Consider the following 15,361-nt stretch of genomic DNA (forward strand, 5'->3'; position numbering starts at 1 on the left):
GGGCGTGACGACACCCCTCGTAGGGTCCATCGAAGGCAGGATCGCCGAGGAGCTCGGCGTACGGGAGCGGCAGGTGAAGGCTGCCGTCGAGCTGCTCGACGGCGGTTCGACGGTGCCCTTCATCGCCCGCTACCGCAAGGAAGCGACCGAGATGCTCGACGACGCGCAGCTGCGCACGCTCGAGGAACGGCTGCGCTATCTGCGGGAGCTGGAGGAGCGGCGGACCGCGATCCTCGAATCGGTACGCGAACAGGGCAAGCTCACCGAGGAGTTGGAGGCGCAGATCCGGGCCGCCGAGACCAAGGCGCGCCTTGAGGACATCTACCTCCCCTACAAGCCCAAGCGGCGCACCAAGGCGCAGATCGCGCGCGAGGCCGGTCTGGAGCCGCTCGCGGAGGGGCTGTTGGGCGATCCGAGCGTGGAACCGCTGGCCGCGGCCGCCACGTTCGTCGACGCCGACAAGGGTGTCGCCGATCCGCAGGCCGCCCTCGACGGCGCCCGGGCGATCCTCACCGAGCGGTTCTCGGAGGACGCCGACCTGATCGGCGAGCTGCGTGAGCGGATGTGGGGGCGCGGGCGGTTGGCCGCGAAGGTGCGGGACGGCAAGGAGGAGGCGGGCGCCAAGTTCGCCGACTACTTCGACTTCTCGGAGCCGTTCACCGCGCTGCCCTCGCACCGCATCCTCGCGATGCTGCGCGGTGAGAAGGAGGACGTCCTCGATCTCGTCCTGGAGCCCGAGGAGGACACCGAGGGGCCTTCCTCCTACGAGGGGATGGTCGCCCACCGCTTCCAGATCCTCGACCGGGGCCGTCCCGGCGACAAGTGGCTTCAGGACACGGTCCGTTGGGCCTGGCGCACCCGCATCCTCGTGCACCTGGGCATCGACCTGCGGCTGCGGCTGCGTACGGCCGCCGAGGACGAGGCGGTCAACGTCTTCGCCTCGAACCTGCGGGACCTGCTGCTCGCCGCACCGGCCGGCACGCGCTCGACGCTGGGACTGGACCCCGGGTTCCGTACGGGCGTGAAGGTGGCCGTCGTCGACGCGACAGGCAAGGTCGTCGCCACGGACGTGATCTACCCGCACGTCCCGGCCAACAAGTGGGACGACGCCCTCGCCAAGCTGGCCCGCCTCTCCGCGCAGCACTCGGTCGAGCTGATCGCGATCGGCAACGGCACGGCGTCCCGCGAGACCGACAAGCTCGCCGGTGAACTCATCGCCAAGCACCCGGAGTTGAACCTCACCAAGGTGATGGTGTCCGAGGCCGGCGCGTCCGTGTACTCGGCGTCCGCGTTCGCCTCGGCGGAACTGCCCGACATGGACGTGTCGTTGCGCGGCGCCGTCTCCATCGCGCGCCGACTCCAGGACCCGCTCGCGGAGTTGGTGAAGATCGACCCCAAGTCGATCGGGGTCGGCCAGTACCAGCACGACCTGTCCGAGGTGAAGCTGTCGCGTTCGCTGGACGCGGTCGTCGAGGACTGTGTGAACGGCGTCGGCGTGGACGTCAACACGGCCTCCGCGCCGCTGCTTTCACGCGTCTCCGGCATCACCTCCGGCCTCGCCGAGAACATCGTGTCGCACCGCGACGCCAACGGCCCCTTCAAGTCGCGCACCCAGCTGAAGAACGTGGCGCGGCTCGGCCCGAAGGCGTACGAGCAGTGCGCGGGCTTCCTGCGCATCCGGGGCGGCGACGACCCGCTCGACTCCTCCAGCGTGCACCCCGAGGCGTATCCGGTGGTGCGGCGGATGGTGAAGACGGCGGGCAGCGAGGTCGCTTCGCTGATCGGAAACACGTCGGTGCTGCGGTCGTTGAAGCCGACCGAGTTCGTGGACGAGACGTTCGGTCTGCCCACCGTGACCGACATCCTGAAGGAACTGGAGAAGCCGGGGCGCGACCCTCGGCCCGCGTTCAAGACGGCCACGTTCAAGGACGGCGTCGAGAAGATCTCCGACCTCGCGCCCGGGATGGTTCTTGAGGGTGTCGTCACGAACGTCGCCGCGTTCGGGGCGTTCATCGATGTCGGGGTCCACCAGGACGGTCTCGCCCACGTCTCCGCCCTGTCGAAGACGTTCGTCAAGGACCCGCGGGATGTGGTGAAGCCGGGGGACATCGTCAAGGTGAAGGTCCTCGACGTGGACATCCCGCGGAAGCGGATCTCGTTGACGCTGCGGCTCGACGACGAGGCGGCGGCCTCCGGCGGGGAGCGGCGGCAGCAGGGCGGGGGTGGCGAGCGTCGGCAGCAGGGCGGTGGACGTCCGCCGCAGCAACGTCAGCAGCGGCAGGGTGGCCAGGGCCAGGGCGGTGGATCGCGGCAAGCGGCTCCGCCGCCGGGAAACAGTGCGATGGCTGATGCCTTGCGGAAGGCGGGGTTGTTGGACCCGGGCAAGAAGGGCAAGCGCTGACGGCTTCGCCGATCAGACCGTAGGGGTTCAGATCGTGGGGAACTGCCGGCCCGTTGTGGCTGGTCGCGCAGTTCCCCGCGCCCCTACAGGGCGCGTAGCGCCCTGCGACAGACTGGGGGTATGACCTCACCGGACTTCAAAGCCGACCTGCACGTCTTTCTGCAGGACGCTCGTGACACGTTGCTCTGGAAGCTCGAAGGGCTGTCGGAGTACGACATCCGGCGGCCGATGACGCCGACCGGGACCAATCTGCTGGGGCTGGTCAAGCATCTGGCCGGGGCCGAGGGGTTCTACTTCGGGACGGTCTTCGGACGGCCGGTCGACGCGCCGGAGTTGTGGATCGCGGGGGACGCCGAGCCGAACGCGGATCTGTGAGTGACGCCCGATGAAACGCGTGCGCAGATCGTCGGGGTCTATCGGCGTGTGTGCGCGCACTCGGACGCGACGATCGAAGCGCTGCCCTTGGACGCGGTCGGCCGCATACCCGGTGAGCGGGGGAACGACATCACCCTGCACCGCACCCTCGTCCACATGATCTACGAGACGTCCCGACACGCCGGCCACGCCGATGTCGTACGGGAACTCGTCGACGGGACGGTGGGCCAGCGGGCCGGAGGCACCAACATGGCTCCTGGGAACGCGAGTTGGTGGGAGGAGCACCGGATCCGGGTGGAGCAGGCCGCGAAAGAAGCGGAACGCCTCAACTCCGATGCGAACAGCGCCCCTTAAGGGGCGCGGGGAACTGCGCGACCAGCCACCGCGGACCCGCGGCGAACAAATCCACAGGACCTCACCGCTGCTCAGTCACCTTCCCGTCCGCCACCTCCAACCGCCGAGTCACCTGAACCGCGTCCAGCATCCGCCGGTCATGAGTCACCAACAGCAACGTGCCCTCGTACGCGTCGAGCGCCGACTCCAACTGCTCGATAGCCGGCAGGTCCAGGTGGTTCGTCGGCTCGTCCAGCACCAGGAGGTTGACACCCCGCCCCTGCAGGAGCGCCAACGCGGACCGGGTCCGCTCACCCGGGGACAGGGTCCCGGCCGGCCGCATCACGTGGTGTGCCTTGAGCCCGAACTTGGCCAGCAGCGTACGGACTTCAGCAGGCTCCGTATCCGGCACGGCCGCACAGAACGCGTCCAGCAGCGACTCCGTACCGTGGAACAACTGCCGAGCCTGGTCGACCTCCCCCACCAGAACACCCGAGCCGAGCGCCGCATGCCCCGCGTCCAACGGGATACGCCCGAGCAGCGCACCGAGAAGCGTCGACTTGCCCGCGCCATTCGCACCGGTCACCGCGACCCGGTCCGCCCAGTCGATCTGCAGAGAGACCGGCCCGAAGCTGAAGTCACCCCGCCGTACCTCCGCGTCCCGCAACGTCGCCACGACCGCACCGGAGCGCGGCGCGGACGCGATCTCCATCCGCAGCTCCCACTCCTTGCGGGGCTCCTCGACGACATCGAGGCGTTCGATCATCCGCTGGGTCTGCCGCGCCTTCGCCGCCTGCTTCTCGCTCGCCTCGCTGCGGAACTTGCGGCCGATCTTGTCGTTGTCGTTGTTCGCCTTGCGGCGGGCGTTCTTGACGCCCTTGTCCATCCAGCCGCGCTGCATCTGCGCCCGGTCCTGGAGCGCGGAGCGCTTGTCGGCGAACTCCTCGAAGTCGTCGCGGGCGTGCCGGCGCGCCACGTCCCGCTCCTCCAGGTACGCCTCGTAGCCGCCGCCGTAGAGGTTGATCTGGTTCTGGGCCAGGTCGAGTTCGAGGACCTTGGTGACCGTGCGGGTGAGGAACTCTCGGTCGTGCGACACGACGACCGTGCCCGCGCGCAGGCCGGAGACGAAGCGTTCGAGGCGCTCCAGGCCGTCGAGGTCCAGGTCGTTGGTCGGCTCGTCGAGGAGGAAGACGTCGTAGCGGGAGAGGAGGAGGGACGCCAGGCCCGCGCGGGCCGCCTGTCCGCCGGACAGGGACGTCATCGGCTGGTCCAGGTCGATCGCCAGGCCCAGGGAGTCGGCGATCTCCTCGGCCCGTTCGTCGAGGTCCGCGCCGCCGAGGTCGAGCCAGCGCTCCAGGCTCGCCGAGTACGCGTCGTCGGCGCCGGGTGCGCCGTCGACCAGGGCCTGCGTGGCCTCGTCCATGGTCCGCTGGGCCTCGGCGACTCCCGTGCGGCGCGCGAGGAACTCGCGCACGCTCTCGCCCGGCCGCCGGTCCGGCTCCTGCGGGAGGTGTCCTACGGTCGCGGCCGGCGGGGAGAGGCGCAGCTCGCCCTTCTCGGGGGCGAGGAGCCCGGCGAGCATCCTGAGCAGGGTGGACTTGCCCGCGCCGTTGGCACCGACAAGACCGATCACATCCCCGGGGGCGACGACGAGGTCGAGCCCGGTGAAGAGGGCGCGGTCGCCGTGTCCGGCGGCGAGATTCTTGGCGACGAGAGTGGCAGTCATCAGACCGCCGATCCTAATCGGTCCCCTTCGCAGCCCGCGCCGCGGTTGTTCTCCGTCCGCGCCGCGGTTTTCACCGCGCCATCGCCTCCACCAGCACGCTCCCGGTCGTCCGGGCCACGACGAAGGACTCGCCCTTCACCGCCTTCGCGTCGAGGGCGATGCGGTGGCGGCCGGGTTCCAGGACGCCGTCGAAAACGTCCTGCGTGTGGCTGCGGTGCAAGCGGTCGAGGCGGTACGCCGTGACACGCACCCGGCACGGCGAGGTGACCTCGATGCCCGCCTCGCCGTCGGCGGCGACCATGCGGGTCAGCCGGTGCTGCCCGGCCGGGCGGCGGTCCAGGGCGTGCTCGATCTGCGCGACGAGCAGCGGGACGATGGGCGCGAGGCCGTCGACGTACGCCACCTCGACCCCGGCACGCTCGAACGCGGCCCGTACGGCGGCCCGTTGCTCCTCCGTCACGGCCCGGCCGAAGGCCACGGCACCGTAGCCGCGGAGTTCGTCGGCGGGGACGTGGGTCGCGTCGCCGGTGATGTCGGCGCCGATGCCGATGGCGCGCAGGGCGGCGGCGAGCTTGTTCAGGACGGCCGCACGGGCGCCGATCAGCAGGACGCGGCGTCTGACGACCGGGGGCTCGGTGCCGTCGATGAGGGAGTCGAGGGCCGCGCGGTACTCGGCTCCGGCGAACCTGAAGGGCCCTATGCCGTGGTAGCCGTTGCGCTCCAGGTCGGCGTGGTCGTCGGTCTGCCAGGCGAAGTCGCGCCAGATGTAGTCGGCACCGTCCCGCCGGATGACGGCGGTGACCGCGCCGCAGGCCAGGTCCTCGCACTCGGGGCAGCCGTAGATGACGTAGCGGCCGCCCTTCAGGGGTGGGTCCGTCTCCAGGAGGAGGCTGCGAACCTGGGCGGTGAAGATCGCGGGCGGGACGTCGGAGGCGAGCGGGGAGACGGCGTCCAGGTCGGTGAGCCGGAACAGCAGCGGGCGGCCGTCGACGATGAAGTCGACGAAGTCGCGGTGCACCTGGTAGCCGCCGTCCGCGAGGACTTCACCGGCACGCATCGCCGGTGCCAGGCCGAAGGCCGCGTATTCGGCAGACATGCTGTGAGTATCCCCAGAGCGAGGGGACCTGAGCACTGCATGGCGTATTCCGCTACCGTCCGCGCATGGACAGGGGCATGAATGGCGATGTGATCGTGGTCGGCGGGGGCGTCATCGGGTTGACGACGGCGGTCGTGCTGGCGGAGCGCGGTGCCCGCGTGCGGGTGTGGACGCGGGAGCCGGTCGAGCTGACGACCTCGGCGGTCGCGGGCGCGCTGTGGTGGCCGTACCGGATAGAGCCGGAGCCGCTCGTCGGTGAGTGGGCGCTCCAATCGCTCGGCGTGTACGAGGAGTTGGCGGCGCGGCCCGAGGAGACGGGCGTACGCATGGTCGAGGGTGTACAGGGTGAGACCCGGCTGGACGAGCTGGGGCCGTGGGCCGCCCGGGTGCCGGGGCTGCGGCCGGCGCTGGCCGAGGAGTACGCGGGCGGCGGGCTGTGGGCGCGGTTGCCGCTGATCGACATGCCGGCCCATCTGCCGTGGCTTCGAGGGCGGTTCCTGGAGCTGGGCGGGACCGTCGAGGAGCAGTCGGTGGTGGATCTGACGGAGGTGCCGGCGGCCGTCGTGGTCAACTGCACGGGGCTTGACTCCCTGGACCTCGTGCCCGATCCCTCGGTGCGGCCGGTGCGCGGGCAGTTGGTCGTCGTGGAGAACCCGGGGATCACGACCTGGCTGACGTCCGTCGACCACTCGGCGGACACGTCCACGTACTTCTTCCCGCAGCCGGGCGGGCTGATCCTGGGCGGCACGGCCGAGGAGGACGCGTGGTCGATGACGCCCGATCCCGCGACCGCCGAGGCGATCGTCGCCCGCTGCGCGGCGATACGGCCGGAGATCGCCGGGGCGCGCGTGCTGGAACACCGGGTGGGGTTGCGGCCTGCGCGGCCCTCGGTGCGGCTGGAGCGTGAAGTGCTGCGGGACGGGCGGGTGTTGGTGCACAACTACGGTCATGGTGGGGCGGGGATCACGGTGGCGTGGGGGTGTGCGCGGGAGGCTGCGGGGCTGGTGGAGGCGGGCGCGAGGTGAGGGGTCGCGCTGTTGGTCGCGAGCGGGGAGGCAGGTGCCCGGCGAAAGTGTGACACTTTCGCTCAAAGTGTCACACTTTCACCGGAAGGGTGGAGGCTCCGCCGGCATCGGCATCGACGAGGGGCCGGGACGGGGTTACTCCTTACGGCACCCGTTGGGCCCTGCTCGACGTGCGTACGCCATCGAGTGTCGTGGCCGCCGGTGCACTGGTGGCCGTAGCGCCCGCCGTGGCCTTCGCGAACGCCGACGCGCCCCCGACGAGCGGGAGTTGGGCCGAGGTGCGCGACAGGGTGAGGGTGAGGGTCGGGGTGGTGGACGGCGGGTCGATGAGGTCCTTGTCCGTGCCCGCGACGATCAGGGCGAGGCGGTGTCCGGCCGGGACGACGTGGTCGGTCGCCGCCAGGTCGAGGGTGATGGTGTACGCCTTGCCCGGGGTGAGCGGTACGCCCTTGGTGGCGGAGGCGTAGTTGCCGAGGTCGGCCCAGCCGCGGCTGAAGACGTTGTAGTCGACTGCCTTGGTCTTGGCCCGGGTTGCCAGGAAGCAGGCGCTGTCGCCGGCCGTGCTCTCGCCCCAGCAGGTACGGTTCGTGAGCGTGGTGATGCCCTCGGCCGAGTCGGCGTAGTCACGGATGGTGTCGGGGCCGACATCCACAAGTACGGCCGAGAGATGGGCCGTTGACGTGGTTGGCGTCGCGGTGATGGTCACCTTCGAGGAACCCGACAGGCGCAGGTCCTTCGTGAGCGGCCCGGTGACGAAACCGGCCTTGTCCGCCGTCGACTTGTCGATCGCGGCGGCCCAATCGGTCTCGCTCTCCTGCGGGTTGTCGGTGAACGTCTCGGTGCCCGCACCGGTGCCGAGGCCGAGCGTGCCCACGCCCGGCTGGGTGCCCTGCGCCGGGTGGAGGGTGGTCGCCGCGGTGCCGCTCGGCGGCCAGGTCGCCGACGTGACCCACTGGTCGGGGTGGCGTTCGATGTCGGCCATCGGCCGGCGGTCGATTCCGTTGTCGTAGCCGAGGAGTTCGTGGTCGAACCAGCGGTGCAGGGTGTCCACGAAGTCGGCGCGACGGTAGTCGAAGGGGTCGACGTGGCCGGTCTGGGAGAGCCAGATCTTGCGCTCGACGCCGTTCTTGGCGAGGGCGTCCCACCACTGGCCGAAGTTCTTGGTGCGGACGTTGAGGTCCTGCATGCCGTGCACGAGGAACACGCTGGCCTTGACCTTGCTCGCGTCCTTCACGTAGTCGCGCTCGGTCCACAGCGGGGTCCAGTCGCCGGTGCGCGGGGCGCCGTCGACGAGTTTCTTCTGTACGGCGGCGCACTTGGCCTGCGCGTCGGGGCTCTCGACGGCGTCGGACAGCCAGTCGGGGCCCGAGTCGTAGAGCGGGGCACCCTGGGCGAAGTAGTAGTCGTACCAGGAGGAGATGGAGCTGATCGGGACGATCGTCTTCAGGCCCTTCACGCCGGTGGCGGCGACGCCGTTGGCGATGGTGCCGTCCCAGCTCTTCCCGATCATCCCGGTGTTGCCGTTGGTCCAACTCGCCTGCGAGCGAACGGTTCCGGTGCGGGTGGTGTACGCCTTGGCGCGTCCGTTGAGCCAGTCGACGACGGCCTTCGCGGACTGGATGTCGGAGCGTCCGCCGACGTCGACGCAGCCGTCGGAGCGGTTGGTGCCGGCGAGGTCGACGCCGACGAAGGCGTAGCCGCGGGGCACGAAGTAGTTGTCGTAGAAGAGCGGCATCTGGACAACGTTGCCGCCGGCGTCGTACGTCTTCAGCTGGCTCTCGTTGCCGCGGCCGCAGCAGGAGTAGTAGGGGCTGGCGTCCATGATGACGGGGACTTTGCGGCCCTGGCGGGCGGGTTCGCTCGGCCGGACGATGTCGACGGCGACCCGGTCGGTCTTTCCGTCACCGTCGCCGTCGAGGCCGGTGTCCACCCAGACGGCCTCGCGGACGGCGTTCGCGTACGAGTAGACGGGTTGGCTTTCCTGCGGAGCGCTCTGGGCCACTGCCGGGGTGAGGAAGGTGGCCAGGAGGGCGGCGGTCGCCGCCGTCGCGAGCGATCTCCAGATCGTGAAGCGCGTGCGTTTCGGCATGCGCGGACGGTACATCGGTCAACTCCCGTGCTGGAAGAGGCACTCGGGGTCCTTCGGGGGTCATGACGGCCGAATGGCGATCGTGTGACAGGAGGGGCCGTGGACAGGCGCGGGGCCACAGGGGGTGAATAGGCTCCGTACAGACTTCGTGGACCGACCCCTACGGCTCTTCGACCTTCGTGGACCCCCACGGCTCTCCGGACTTCTCGTGGAGCCCTACGACTTGGAGTTCTCGTGCACCGCAGAATCATCGCGCCGGGCGCACTCGCGGCGGCCTCGCTCATGCTGGCGATCCCGGCGTCGGCGGCAAGCTACTCCCCCGGCGCTCCGGGCATCGGCGACCCCTATTACCCGTACTACGGCAACGGCGGATACGACGTCTCGCACTACGACCTGAGGCTTCAATACCAGCCCGCCACCGATGAGTTGGCGGGCACGGCGACGATCCTGGCGAAGACCACGCAGGACCTGTCGCGGTTCAACCTGGACTTCCTCCTCGACGTCAGCGAGATCCGGGTCAACGGCGCGGCGGCGACGTTCGCGACCTCCGGGCAGCACGAGCTGGAGATCACCCCGAAGACCCCGCTGCCGAAGGGCACGCCGATCACGGTCGTGGTCCGCTACAGCGGGGTGCCCTCCACGAAGAGCGCGTACGGCTTCAACACGTGGCACCGCACCCCGGACGGCGCGGTCGCGGCGGACGAGCCCGAGTCCGCGTGGTGGTGGTTCCCGAGCAACGACCACCCGAGCGACAAGGCGACCTACGACGTGTCGGTGGCCGTGCCGGACGGCACCCAGGCGATCTCCAACGGCACGCTCCAGTCGACGAGTTCACAGCTCGGCTGGACCCGCTACAACTGGCGCCAGAACAAACCGCAGGCCACCTATCTGGCCACCCTCGCCCTCGGCAAGTTCGACATCACGACCAGCACCTCGGACGGCGGCGTCCCCGTCATCAACGCCTACAGCAAGGACCTCGGCGACAACGACGGCTCCGCGCGGGCGAGCGTCGAGCGCACCGGCGAGATCGTCGACTGGCTGAGCGGCTACTTCGGCCCGTACCCCTTCAGTTCGGCCGGCGGCTACGTGCCCAACACGACCACCGGGTACGCGCTGGAGACCCAGACCCGCGTCTACTACAGCCAGAAGCAGTTCGCGAACGGCGCCAACACCTCTGTCGTGGTGCATGAGTTGGCCCACCAGTGGTACGGCGACGACGTGTCGCTCAAGGGCTGGAAGGACATCTGGATCAACGAGGGCTTCGCGCGGTACGCGCAGTGGCTCTGGTCCGAGCACGAGGGCGAGGGCACGACGCAGCAACTCGCCGACTACGTCTACGCCTCGCACCCGGCGGACGACGCGTTCTGGACGATCGCTCCGGGTGACCCCGGTCCGGAGGACCAGTTCGAGCTTCCGGTCTACGACCGGGGGGCGTTGGCCATTCAGGCGTTGCGCAACGAGGTCGGTGACGATGCGTTCTTCGCCATTTTGAAGGGGTGGCCCAAGGAGCACGCTTACGGGAACGCGTCTGTAGCGGACTTCCGGGCGTACGCCGAGCAGGTCTCCGGGAAGTCGTTGTCCGGGCTCTTCGACACGTGGCTGTTCCAGCCGACCAAGCCTGCGGCTCCGGCGGCGCGGAGCGTGTCCATCGCCGGGGCGGGGGTGGGTGTGGCTCCGGTGCAGCCGAAGTCCTGGAAGAAGATCGCGGCTACGAACAGCGTGCACTAAGGAATTGCCTGGTTCTGTGGTGTGGGGGCTGCGGGCCCGTTGTGGCCGGTCGCGCAGTTCCCCGCACCCCTAAAGGGGCGCCCTCCTGGACGTGTCGAAATCAGCCGCCCTCGACAGGAGTTGGTCGCGGTGTATCGCTCCCGTCTCCGTCGACGGCACTGTGCACGCGTGGGCGCCCGCGATTGCGCCGTAGAGGGCGGCGCGTTGTGGGGTTTCGCGGTTGAGCCAGCCGTAGAGGAAGGCCGCGGCGAAGGCGTCGCCCGCGCCGTTCGAGTCGATCACCGGTCCATAGGGCGTGACGGTCGGGATGTGGGTCACCTCGTCGTCGGCCAGCAGATACGCGCCCTCCGCGCCGGCCGTGGCGACGACCAGCTCGGCCCGGCCCCGCTCGGCGACGGCGCGCATCGTGCGCTCAGGGGTGCCGGTCAGGGCGGTGGTGGACAGGAAGACGATGTCCGCCGCGAGGGCGAACTCCTCCTGGTACGGGTTCGTGCCGTCCCAGTTGTGCAGGTCCGTCGAGATCGTCGTGCCGGACTCGCGCAACAGCGGCAGGGCGTGGGCGCAGGGCTGGGTGATGGAGACGTGGGCGTGGCGGCTCGCCGTGGCGAGGGAACGGACCGTGGGTTCCGGGAGGCGGTCGTCGGGGTGGCTGCGGGTCGCGTCGTAGAGGGAGAGGCGTCGGCCGTCGGGGCCCACGAGGTTGACCGCGCGCTTGGTGCCTGCGGGCTGCGGGACTTCGGTGAGCGGGATGCCGTGGTCGCGGTGCAGCGCGCGGACCAGGTCGCCCTCGGGGTCGGCGCCGAGCATGTCGAGGTGGTGGGTGCGCAGGCCCAGCGCGCTGAGGCCGAGGGCGACGAAGTCGCCGGTCTGGCCGGCGCGGGTGCGGATGCCGGGGTCGATCATGTAGCTGTCGGCGTACGGGAGCGGTAGTTCGGGGACGTGGACGATGGTGTCCACTCCGGCGCCGCCCAGGACGAGGACGTCGATGTCACGGCTCACGATCACGGCCTTCCCTGTAGTTGCGCAAGATTCTGCAACTCCTTTCAGTGCGGGGCAAGTTGGATCGGGGATCGGCTTTGCTCAGTCCCCGCGGTCGTACACCGTCACCGCGATCCCCCGCCGTACCACCCGCTCGGTGATCAGCGGTTCGACCCGTGACCACTTGCCGCCCGCGAGGCCGCACCCGATGCGGGGCATGTGCACGGACGCGCCGAGCTCAGCCGCACGGTCGGCCAGCAGACCCAGCGCCGTGTCGATCGCCTCGTAGCGCACGGGGACGCCCTTGCTGCCCGTGCGTATGCCGCGCTGGCCGATCATGTTGGCCACCCACACATGGCGCTCCACCTGGACGAGTTGGACGGCGCCCAGGCCGAAGTCGTTGGCCGCGCGGGCCCGGTGCCAGGACCGGTACGCCTTCTCCGGCTCCGGCCAGCGGCGCGACACCGCCAGTACGAAGCCCTTTCCCCAGCCGCCGATGTCGTTGCAGACATGCGCGATCACCTTGACGCCCTTGACCGACGGAACGGTCGCGTCACCCCGGACATAGTTGATCTCCCCCATGCCGTCCACCGTAGGCCGCACCACTGACAACGGCCTTCCGGTGGTTTCACAGTGTTGGTGAGACAGCGATACTGCTGCACATGACGACCGATGCCGAGACCGGTACCGACACCGAGGAGCCGACGCTCACGATCGACGAACTGGCCGCGCGGGCCGGTACGACGGTCCGCACGGTCCGGTTCTACAGCACCAAGGGGCTCCTCCCGCCGCCGGTGATCGGAGCGCGGCGGGTCGGGCACTACGGGCAGGAGCATCTGTCCCGGCTCGCGTTGATCGAGGAGTTGCAGCACCAGGGCATGACGCTCGCCGCGATCGAGCGCTACCTGGGCCGACTGCCGCGGGATCTCAGCGCGCACGACCTCGCGATCCACCGCGCGGTGGTGGCGTCGTGGGCGCCGGACACGGTGGAGACCCTGGGCCGAACGGAGTTGGAGCGGCGGGCGGGCCGGGCGCTCGACGACGAGGACATCGAGCGGCTGGTGGCGATGGACGTGATCGCCCCCGACGACGGCGCCTTCCGCGTCGACTCCGGTCTGCTCCGGCTCGGCGTACGACTGCTCGACGTACCGGTGTCCCAGGAGGCGATCCTCGCGTCCCGGAACGTCCTGATCGAGCACTCACGCGCGGCGGCCCACGAGTTGTCGCAGGTGTTCCGCGGGGAGGTCTCCCAACGGGCCGCGCAGGACGTGAAGTCGCTGTCCGCGCACATGCAACCCCTGGTCGTGCAGGCCCTTCTGACGACCTTTCAGCGGTCGCTGCGCGAGGAACTCCGCGAGTGGCTCAAGGAGTCGCCGGAGGACCGGGACGAGTGAGCCACTCGCGGCACGTGCCTCAGCGCGCGTCGCTGAAGCGTTCCCCCTTCTCGGCCTTCTCCACGAGCAGCGCGGGCGGCGTGAACCGCTCCCCGTAGCGCTCGGCCAGCGCACGCGCGCGTGCCACGAAGCCGGGCAGGCCGCCCTCGTAACCGTTGATGTACTGCAGGACACCACCCGTCCAGCCGGGGAAGCCGATCCCGAAGATGGACCCGATGTTGGCGTCCGCGACGGACGTCAGCACGCCCTCCTCAAGGAGCTTGACAGTGTCGAGGGCCTCCGAGAACAGCATGCGTTCCTGCATGTCCGTGAAGGGGATCTCGGCGCCCGCACGCGTGAAGTGCTCGCGCAGGCCCGGCCACAGCCCGGCGCGCCTGCCGTTCTCGTCGTAGTCGTAGAAGCCCGCGCCGCCGCTGCGTCCGGTGCGGTCGAACTCGTCGACCATGCGGTCGATGACGGCTTCGGCGGGGTGGCCTGGCCAGGTGCCGCCCGCGTCCTCGACGGCCCGCTTGGACTCGTTGCGGATCTTGCGCGGGAGCGTGAGCGTCAACTCGTCCATCAGGGAGAGGACCTTGGCCGGGTAGCCGGCCTGCGCCGCGGCCTGCTCGATGGACGCGGGCTCGATGCCCTCGCCGACCATCGCCACACCCTCGTTGATGAACTGGCCGATCACGCGTGAGGTGAAGAAGCCGCGCGAGTCGTTGACGACGATCGGCGTCTTCTTGATCTGCCGGACCAGGTCGAAGGCGCGCGCGAGCGCCTCGTCGCCGGTGCGCTCGCCCTTGATGATCTCGACGAGGGGCATCTTGTCGACCGGCGAGAAGAAGTGCAGCCCGATGAAGTCGACTTGACGCTCCACGCCTTCGGCGAGGGCGGTGATCGGGAGGGTGGAGGTGTTGGAGCACAGCAGCGCGTCGGGCTCGACGATGTGCTGGATCTCCTGGAACACCTTGTGCTTGAGCGAGGTGTCCTCGAAGACGGCCTCGATCACCGCGTCGCAGCCCGCGAGGTCCTGCGGGTCGGCGGTGGCGGTGATGCGGGCGAGCAGCGCGTCCGCCTTCTCCTGTGTCGTACGACCGCGGGAGACGGCCTTGGCGCAGAGCTTCTCGGAGTACGCCTTGCCCTTGGCAGCCGCCTCCGCGGTCACGTCCTTGAGGACGACGTCGATGCCCGCGCGGGCGCACGAGTAGGCGATGCCGGCGCCCATCATCCCGGCGCCGAGGACGGCGACCTTGCGGACCGGGCGGGAGGGGATGCCCTGGGGGCGGTTGGCGCCGGAGTTGACGGCCTGGAGGTCGAAGAAGAACGCCTGGATCATGTTCTTCGAGGTCTGGCCGACCGCCAGCTCGACGAAGTAGCGGGTCTCGATGACCTGGGCGGTCTCGAAGTCGACCTGGGCGCCCTCGACGGCGGCGGCGAGGATGTTGCGCGGGGCCGGGTAGGGGGCGCCGTTGGTCTGCTTGCGCAGGGTCGCCGGGAAGGCGGGCAGGTTGGCCGCGAACTTGGGGTTCGCCGGGGTGCCGCCCGGGATGCGGTAGCCGGGCTTGTCCCAGGGCTGCTGCGACTGCGGGTTGGCGTCGATGAAGGCGCGGGCCTTGGCGATCAACTCGTCCTGGGTGACGGCCACTTCGTGGACGAGGCCGTTCTCCTGGGCGCGCCGCGGGCTGTACTGGGTGCCCTGGAGAAGCACCTTCAGCAGGGCGTCCGCGATGCCCAACAGCCGTACCGTACGGACGACTCCGCCGCCGCCGGGGAGGAGGCCGAGGGTGACCTCCGGGCAGCCGATCTTCGAGCCGGGCGCGTCGAGGGCGACCCGGTGGTGGCAGGCGAGGGCGAGTTCGTAACCGCCGCCCAGGGCCGCGCCGTTGATCGCGGCGACGACCGGCTTGCCGAGGGTCTCGATGCGGCGCAGGTTCCGCTTGATGGCGAGGCCGCCGTCGAAGAACTCCTGGGCGGTGTCCGGGGTGACACGGATGAGGTCGCGCAGGTCGCCGCCGGCGAAGAAGGTCTTCTTGGCGGAGGTGAAGATGATGCCGCGGACGGAGTCCTGCTCGGCCTCCAGGCGGTCGGCGATCGCGGTGAGGGAGGCGCGGAAGTCCGCGTTCATGGTGTTCGCGGACTGGTTCGGGTCGTCGAGGACGAGGGTGACGACGCCGGTGTCGTCCTGTTCCCAGCGGATGGTGGTGCTCTCGGTCATGAGGGGTTCTCCGTAGAAG

At 69.9% G+C, this 15,361-nt stretch carries 10 protein-coding genes and 1 pseudogene; 5 read left to right on the forward strand and 6 right to left on the reverse strand.

What is annotated here, in order from left to right:
• The first annotated feature begins 4 nt into the window (after window positions 1-4).
• Together OG504_RS09930 and OG504_RS09935 are read left to right on the forward strand one after the other, a co-directional pair.
• Window positions 5-2,401, forward strand: a complete 2,397-nt coding sequence (locus OG504_RS09930; protein ID WP_405989449.1) for a Tex family protein — start codon at window positions 5-7, stop codon at window positions 2,399-2,401.
• 120 nt (window positions 2,402-2,521) lie between these two features.
• Window positions 2,522-3,130 (forward strand): annotated as a pseudogene (locus OG504_RS09935) (DinB family protein).
• A 61-nt stretch (window positions 3,131-3,191) separates the two neighbouring features.
• Here the strand turns inward: OG504_RS09935 and OG504_RS09940 are convergent.
• Both OG504_RS09940 and OG504_RS09945 read right to left on the reverse strand, forming a co-directional pair.
• Window positions 3,192-4,835 (reverse strand): ABC-F family ATP-binding cassette domain-containing protein, encoded by a 1,644-nt coding sequence (locus OG504_RS09940; protein ID WP_405989450.1) that lies wholly within the window; start codon window positions 4,833-4,835, stop codon window positions 3,192-3,194.
• A 70-nt stretch (window positions 4,836-4,905) separates the two neighbouring features.
• Window positions 4,906-5,931, reverse strand: coding sequence for an oxidoreductase (locus OG504_RS09945; RefSeq protein ID WP_405989451.1), 1,026 nt, complete (start codon window positions 5,929-5,931; stop codon window positions 4,906-4,908).
• A gap of 65 nt (window positions 5,932-5,996) precedes the next feature.
• On the opposite strand from OG504_RS09945, the gene OG504_RS09950 reads away from it, so the two are divergent.
• Window positions 5,997-6,956, forward strand: a complete 960-nt coding sequence (locus OG504_RS09950; RefSeq protein WP_405989452.1) for an FAD-dependent oxidoreductase — start codon at window positions 5,997-5,999, stop codon at window positions 6,954-6,956.
• Between the two features lie 142 nt (window positions 6,957-7,098).
• Here the strand turns inward: OG504_RS09950 and OG504_RS09955 are convergent, their stop codons facing one another.
• Entirely contained in the window at window positions 7,099-9,045 is a 1,947-nt protein-coding gene (locus OG504_RS09955; RefSeq protein WP_405989453.1) for a Xaa-Pro dipeptidyl-peptidase, read from the reverse strand.
• Between the two features lie 234 nt (window positions 9,046-9,279).
• Between OG504_RS09955 and OG504_RS09960 the strand changes: the two genes are divergently transcribed.
• A complete protein-coding gene (locus OG504_RS09960; protein ID WP_405989454.1) occupies window positions 9,280-10,773 on the forward strand; it encodes a M1 family metallopeptidase in 1,494 nt (497 codons plus the stop codon).
• Window positions 10,774-10,842: 69 nt separating this feature from the next.
• On the opposite strand, the gene OG504_RS09965 is transcribed toward OG504_RS09960, so the two are convergent.
• Both OG504_RS09965 and OG504_RS09970 read right to left on the reverse strand, forming a co-directional pair.
• Window positions 10,843-11,772, reverse strand: a complete 930-nt coding sequence (locus tag OG504_RS09965) for a PfkB family carbohydrate kinase (RefSeq protein ID WP_405989455.1) — start codon at window positions 11,770-11,772, stop codon at window positions 10,843-10,845.
• Window positions 11,773-11,853: 81 nt separating this feature from the next.
• Complete coding sequence (locus OG504_RS09970; protein WP_405989456.1) at window positions 11,854-12,333, reverse strand: macro domain-containing protein; 480 nt, start codon at window positions 12,331-12,333, stop codon at window positions 11,854-11,856.
• An 80-nt stretch (window positions 12,334-12,413) separates the two neighbouring features.
• Between OG504_RS09970 and OG504_RS09975 the strand changes: the two genes are divergently transcribed.
• A complete protein-coding gene (locus OG504_RS09975) occupies window positions 12,414-13,145 on the forward strand; it encodes a MerR family transcriptional regulator (protein WP_405989457.1) in 732 nt (243 codons plus the stop codon).
• 19 nt (window positions 13,146-13,164) lie between these two features.
• On the opposite strand, the gene OG504_RS09980 is transcribed toward OG504_RS09975, so the two are convergent.
• Window positions 13,165-15,342 carry a 3-hydroxyacyl-CoA dehydrogenase NAD-binding domain-containing protein gene (locus OG504_RS09980; RefSeq protein WP_405989458.1) on the reverse strand — a complete coding sequence of 726 codons (2,178 nt, stop codon included), beginning with the start codon at window positions 15,340-15,342 and terminating at the stop codon, window positions 13,165-13,167.
• Window positions 15,343-15,361: the final 19 nt, after the last annotated feature.

Source organism: Streptomyces sp. NBC_00986 (genome assembly GCF_045162565.1).
In the GTDB taxonomy this organism is placed as follows: Bacteria; Actinomycetota; Actinomycetes; order Streptomycetales; family Streptomycetaceae; genus Streptomyces.

Coding starts and splice junctions, on each gene's coding strand:
- OG504_RS09950 (WP_405989452.1), top strand. CDS start 5,997: ATGGACAGGGGCATGAATGGCGATGTGATCGTGGTCGGCGGGGGCGTC.
- OG504_RS09955 (WP_405989453.1), bottom strand. CDS start 9,045: ATGCCGAAACGCACGCGCTTCACGATCTGGAGATCGCTCGCGACGGCG.
- OG504_RS09945 (WP_405989451.1), bottom strand. CDS start 5,931: ATGTCTGCCGAATACGCGGCCTTCGGCCTGGCACCGGCGATGCGTGCC.
- OG504_RS09975 (WP_405989457.1), top strand. CDS start 12,414: ATGACGACCGATGCCGAGACCGGTACCGACACCGAGGAGCCGACGCTC.
- OG504_RS09980 (WP_405989458.1), bottom strand. CDS start 15,342: ATGACCGAGAGCACCACCATCCGCTGGGAACAGGACGACACCGGCGTC.
- OG504_RS09940 (WP_405989450.1), bottom strand. CDS start 4,835: ATGACTGCCACTCTCGTCGCCAAGAATCTCGCCGCCGGACACGGCGAC.
- OG504_RS09970 (WP_405989456.1), bottom strand. CDS start 12,333: ATGGGGGAGATCAACTATGTCCGGGGTGACGCGACCGTTCCGTCGGTC.